This window comes from Sulfolobus sp. B1 (assembly GCF_007050195.1).
Classification (GTDB): Archaea; Thermoproteota; Thermoprotei_A; order Sulfolobales; family Sulfolobaceae; genus Saccharolobus.
Window position 1 is genome coordinate 1 of record NZ_QIMI01000112.1, and the last position, 5,268, is coordinate 5,268.

7 protein-coding genes are annotated in these 5,268 nt (G+C 34.0%); 4 read left to right on the forward strand and 3 right to left on the reverse strand.

The annotated features are described in order from the left end of the window. Positions 1–344: OB-fold nucleic acid binding domain-containing protein (locus DMP16_RS07635; RefSeq protein ID WP_143577052.1), on the reverse strand; the 344-nt coding region annotated here is incomplete at its 3' end. A gap of 402 nt (positions 345–746) precedes the next feature. Here DMP16_RS07635 and DMP16_RS07640 point away from each other — a divergent pair. Genes DMP16_RS07640 through DMP16_RS07655 form a run of 4 tightly spaced genes read left to right on the forward strand, consistent with a single transcriptional unit; the run spans position 747 to position 4,093 of the window. Next, positions 747–1,559: an S-methyl-5'-thioadenosine phosphorylase gene (locus DMP16_RS07640; protein ID WP_069283984.1), complete on the forward strand. Its 813-nt coding sequence runs from the start codon at positions 747–749 to the stop codon at positions 1,557–1,559. Continuing rightward, the gene (locus DMP16_RS07645) at positions 1,526–2,320 is read left to right on the forward strand and encodes a hypothetical protein (protein WP_231961134.1); all 795 of its coding nucleotides are present in this window, start codon (positions 1,526–1,528) and stop codon (positions 2,318–2,320) included. Before DMP16_RS07640 ends, DMP16_RS07645 begins: the two co-directional genes overlap by 34 nt. Positions 2,321–2,324: 4 nt before the next feature. Beyond that, positions 2,325–3,170 carry a hexaprenyl pyrophosphate synthase gene (gene gdS-2 / locus DMP16_RS07650; RefSeq protein WP_069283982.1) on the forward strand — a complete coding sequence of 282 codons (846 nt, stop codon included), beginning with the start codon at positions 2,325–2,327 and terminating at the stop codon, positions 3,168–3,170. Between the two features lie 50 nt (positions 3,171–3,220). Beyond that, a complete protein-coding gene (locus tag DMP16_RS07655; RefSeq protein WP_083216393.1) occupies positions 3,221–4,093 on the forward strand; it encodes a RimK family alpha-L-glutamate ligase in 873 nt (290 codons plus the stop codon). A 46-nt stretch (positions 4,094–4,139) separates the two neighbouring features. Here DMP16_RS07655 and DMP16_RS07660 read toward each other — a convergent pair whose 3' ends face one another. Further along, complete coding sequence (locus DMP16_RS07660) at positions 4,140–4,601, reverse strand: Lrp/AsnC family transcriptional regulator (RefSeq protein ID WP_069283980.1); 462 nt, start codon at positions 4,599–4,601, stop codon at positions 4,140–4,142. Then, a partial coding sequence (locus DMP16_RS07665) for an NAD(P)/FAD-dependent oxidoreductase (protein WP_143577053.1) occupies positions 4,598–5,268 on the reverse strand: 671 nt, incomplete at its 5' end. The genes DMP16_RS07665 and DMP16_RS07660, both read right to left, overlap by 4 nt.

Consider the following 5,268-nt stretch of genomic DNA (forward strand, 5'->3'; position numbering starts at 1 on the left):
GGTGCTGATGGCGTATTCTCTGGAATTTGGGATGATTCTGGAAATCCATCCTCAGACACTTCAGATATTTTAGTCTTACTTCCAGCGTTTAATTGAACCTTACCTTTAAAAGCAGTAGTCCAAGCATTTTCTATTTTTACTACTTGACCTTCCTTTATACTTCCAGCATGCTTACCCCATAACGTTAATTTCACTCTACCCGTATCGTCTCCAACAATTGCCTCACTTATTGTTCTAGTACCATTCTTCGTTTGTATCTGCCTTGCATCTGTCGCTTCCAAAACTCTTACAGTTAAATCTACACTTTCCATATTTGGTTTTAGATTACCTACTTTTTCTTCCATTCGACTCGACTCACAGATTTGTTAAGTTACTATTAACCTTATCAACTATATAAACCTTATGTACTTCAGATAAGTTAAAGCTAATCATGGCTTAAATCACATAATTTAGAGACTATACAACTCTTTATTTTGTTAAAATTCCATTATAGTCTTCTTACTCAGATATATTACCTAATTAACAAAATTGTATTTATAACTTAAATATAAGTTAAGGTATCATATTCAATGTTGACTTTAGATCTAAAAATAGCTTTTAGTAGCCAAATTTGCAAGTTCCATAGAAACTGAGGTAGAGAAATATTTTATCTAAATAAAAGTATTTTCATGATTTTCTCTACGTCATCGTAAGACGAGTTAAAGTAATAATGTAATTTTTATATATATATTTTGGTTATCTTTCTTATGGCTCAGACGACTGAAAAAGCAACGATTGGAATAATAGGGGGTTCTGGGCTCTATGATCCTGGTATTTTGACTAACAGCAGAGAAATAAAAGTATATACACCCTATGGGGAACCTAGCGATTTGATAACGATAGGTAACATAGAGGGAAAGACTGTAGCTTTCATTCCTAGGCACGGAAAGAGACACAGAATACCTCCACATAAGATAAATTATAGAGCTAATATATGGGCATTAAAAGAACTAGGAGTGAAATGGGTCATCTCAGTTTCTGCCGTAGGAAGCTTAAGAATGGACTATAAGCCTGGAAATTTCGTAATACCCGATCAATTCATAGACATGACAAAGAGGAGAGAATATACGTTTTTTGATGGACCAATAGTTGCCCATGTTTCTATGGCTGATCCTTTCTGTAACCATTTAAGAAATATTATCGTTCAAACTGCAAAAGAATTGAATATAATAGTACATGACAGAGGTACTTATGTGTGTATAGAGGGACCTAGATTTTCAACGAGGGCAGAAAGTAGAATTTGGAGGGAAGTTTATAAAGCCGATATCATAGGGATGACTTTAGTTCCAGAAGTAAATTTAGCTTGCGAAATGCAAATGTGCTATGCAACAATTGCGATGGTAACTGATTACGATGTTTTTGCTGATAAGCCAGTTACTGCTGAAGAAGTGACCAAGGTGATGTCTGAAAATACGGAGAATGCTAAAAGATTATTATATGCGGTAATTAAAAAAATTCCAGAAAGACCTCAAGAGGAGTTGTGCTCATGTTGCAACAGCCTAAGGACAGCTTTAGTATAAAAGATTCGATTAAAATATTCAAATTAAAGATTCCTAGTAATACAGATATAATAGTATTCGGCAAGGGACAAGAACTTCCGGCATATACACTGAAGAATGCATTAGTCTCTATCAAGGGAAATTATATAGAAATATCTAATATTTATGATTTTTTATTTCTTGAAAGTCCTTACACTGACATATCAAGGATATTAGGTTTTTTAGGAGATGAAAATGAGCTTCATGATTTGGTAAGTGGGATGCAAGCATTAGGAATAGGTGGAGTGATTTACTTTTGTGGAAGGACTAATTATAAGCCTTCCACCAGTATAATAGAGTTAAGAGTTCTGGACATCAAATTATGTGAAATAAATGTATCGCTATCATTACTAAATACTATTTCCGAGGATAAGAATAAAAGGGAAATATCACTGATTCAACAAATAAATGATCTATCTGATTTGGAAAACTGGATTAAAACAAAGTCTAGAGAGTTTGATCTGAATTTGCATCTCATACTTTCTCCGATTATGAGTCCTGCTAAGTCTTTTTTAGAAAGGATTGGACATAATGTTTCAACTTATTTTGATAAGATAATATTAACTGATTCTCAAATTATTACCACGGGTGTAGATGCTTACATGATGAGGAGAATATCATCTTATTTAAGGGCTAATGGAAAGAATGTCAAAGAGGTATTATTGGATACAGATCCTTTGATGGCACCTATATATTTAAGTATGATTCTATTTTATTTAAAAGAGGTTAAAGAGGAGGTATGAAGTTTTGAATATCATAGATTTCTGGTTAAAGGCTAAGGTCATAATTGATAATCTAGTAGAAAAATTCTTGACCGAGAATAAGGAGTGGGAATTGCTTGATATAAGTAAATATATCCTAAAAGACGGGAAGAGGTACAGAGGAACCTTAAGTATGTTCTTCACTCAAGCTTTAGGAGGGGAAATAGAAAGTAGTTATGGTGGGGCTTTAGCTATTGAAATTCTTCACTCTGCTTCACTAGCTCTAGATGATATAGTTGACCTAGATATAACTAGAAGAGGAGATAAGGCTGCTTGGGTAGTTTATGGCAATAGGAAAGTAATTTTTATTACTAACTATCTAATTCCTACCGCACTGAGAATAATCCAAACTTCCTATGGTGATGATGCATTAAATATAAGTATTGAACTCTGGAAAGATACAGCTGTCGGTGCGTTAAAGGATATTTACAACAGTAATAATTATATAGAAACCATAGAACTAAAGACTGGTAGTCTATTTAAACTGTCCACAGTATTAGCTGCTTATGCGTCTAAACGAAGTAACTTTAAAAATGAAATGTTATTAATAGGAAAGTACTTAGGGATAATATATCAAGTAATAGACGATTTCATAGATTATAAAGTTAAGAAAATTGATGAAATTGAAGGAAGTGCAAGGCAATTACTCAAATATTATAAGGAAGGTAATTTAGAAGGATACGTAAAGTCAGTTTATTTAGAATATAAGTCAAAGTATGAAAAGACCGTAAACCAAATCCCATTTTTAGAAGAATATGTAGATGATATTAGAGGTTTACCAGACTTCTTATCTAGCGGGCTTCTTAAGGAAGCCGGCATAGATAAGATTTAAGAAATTCAAATCTGAGGAACAATTGGTGAAACGAAATTAAACTTGCGGTTATTCATGAATCAGAAAAAATTACTAGCGCCTCTAAACAATTGTTACTAGAGATTAAGAATAGAAATCACAATGCGTATTATATTAGAATATCAAAATTGAATGCAGAAATTACTGAAAAGGGAATAGAATTTACTTATAGTGGTAAGAAAGTTGAAATCGATGGAGGATTAATTAGAAATTTAGGCTTTATATCTACGACTGAGCAGTTCATAAAAAGGTTTGACGTTCTAAGAGAACTGGAGAGAAGCGGAGTAGTTTTAATTAACAGACCTGATGCAATGTTACAAGCTAGAGACAAATTTGCAAGTTTAATGAAAATCAAAAGAGCTGGGATACCGGTACCAAATACCGCGGTTGTAGAGGACCCATTTGAAGTAATGAGACTAGTAGAGAAATGGGGAGAAGTTGTAATAAAACCAGTGGTAGGTAGTTTAGGTCTAGGATCTGTAAAAGTATCTGATCCGGATATAGCGTTTAGAATTTCTAAATCGATATTATCGGTAAATCAGCCAGTCTATGTTCAAAAATATATTAAAAAACCTGATAGGGATATCAGAGTCATAGTAATAGGAGATAGAATCCTAGGTAGTATATATAGAATTTCTAAGAGTGGATGGAAAACTAATATAGCGCAAGGAGCAGTAGCTCAAATATTGGTCCCTACAGCTGAACTTGAGGAGATTAGTTTAAAGAGTGTAAGGGTCCTAGGTTTAGATTACGCGGGAATAGACGTAATAGAGGATCTTGAAGAGGGAGGGTATAAAATACTTGAAGTTAATGCAGCACCTCTTTGGGGAGGATTTGAGGCAGCAACCAGTATTAGCCCAGCTAAATATATAGTAGGGCATTTAATAGAAAAGATTAAGAGATGAGGAATAGAAAACCGGCTGAGCTATGAAGAGGAGCTCTCGCTCCTGATCATAAATCGAGTTCCTTCTTATCCTTTATCACTCTTAGCACAAGCATTGTATAAGTGGAAGTAACTCCTTCCATACCACCTATCTTATCTAAAACTTTTGCTAAATCTTCTCTAGTCGGAACTCTTACCTTAACCATAGCATAATATTCTCCAGTGACATCATATATCTCATATATTTCCTTAATTTCAGTTAGCTGTTTTAAAATATTTTCATATCTTTTAGGATCAGCTTTTATTAACACAAAAGCAACTACACTTAAACCTATCTTATCATAATCGATCTCAGTATAGAAACCTTTTATAACGCCGCTCTCCTTTAATCTTTTAATCCTAACGTAAATTGTAGCCTCGCTTAAATTTAGCATCTTAGCTAATCTGGAGAATGGTATCCTGGAATCTTGCTGAAGAATATTAAGTATCTTCTTATCTATATCGTCTAAATAGTAAGTAGATGAATTCAAATGATTGACCTCCCGAAGAGCTTTATTAGATCCAATCTATTAAAATCACCTATAGCAAATCTTAAAACTAACTCTGGATCACTACTAGTAATCGCTTTTGAGAGCCTTACAGCATTGGGATCTCTTTCCTTAGACATTTTTAGAACCTTAGCATGCCAGTTTAATGACCAGTACAACTTACTTTTCTTAAACTCCTTCCTAAAGTCCCTTCCATCTATTAAAGAGTCCGCAAGAATCTTTGAGGATATTATCGAAGGTCTTATACCCTCGCCAGTGATAGCATATACTGTGCCCAACGCTTCTCCAACATAGTTTCCGTTAAGCCTATCCTCTATCACCCCGTAGTCAGTAACTCTAGCTCCATGGAATTGCTTAATTCTTCCCTTTAATATACCTTTAACTCTTTCTTTTAATTCATCTACCCCCGCGTAGCCACCTATGCCTATTTTAGACCCCTCTCTATCTGGAAAAATCCATGCATAACCTAATAATCCAGAATAGAAATAAAATTCAACAACCTCTTTATCTATCTCGTAGTCAGTTATGTATTGTATTGCAGGTATTGTCATAGACTTTTCCACGCTGTAATGTCCCGTAGCTATAATCACTTTATCAGAATCTAGTTCCTTATCGTTCAAGTAATACTTGTTATCCTTTAACGTTATTT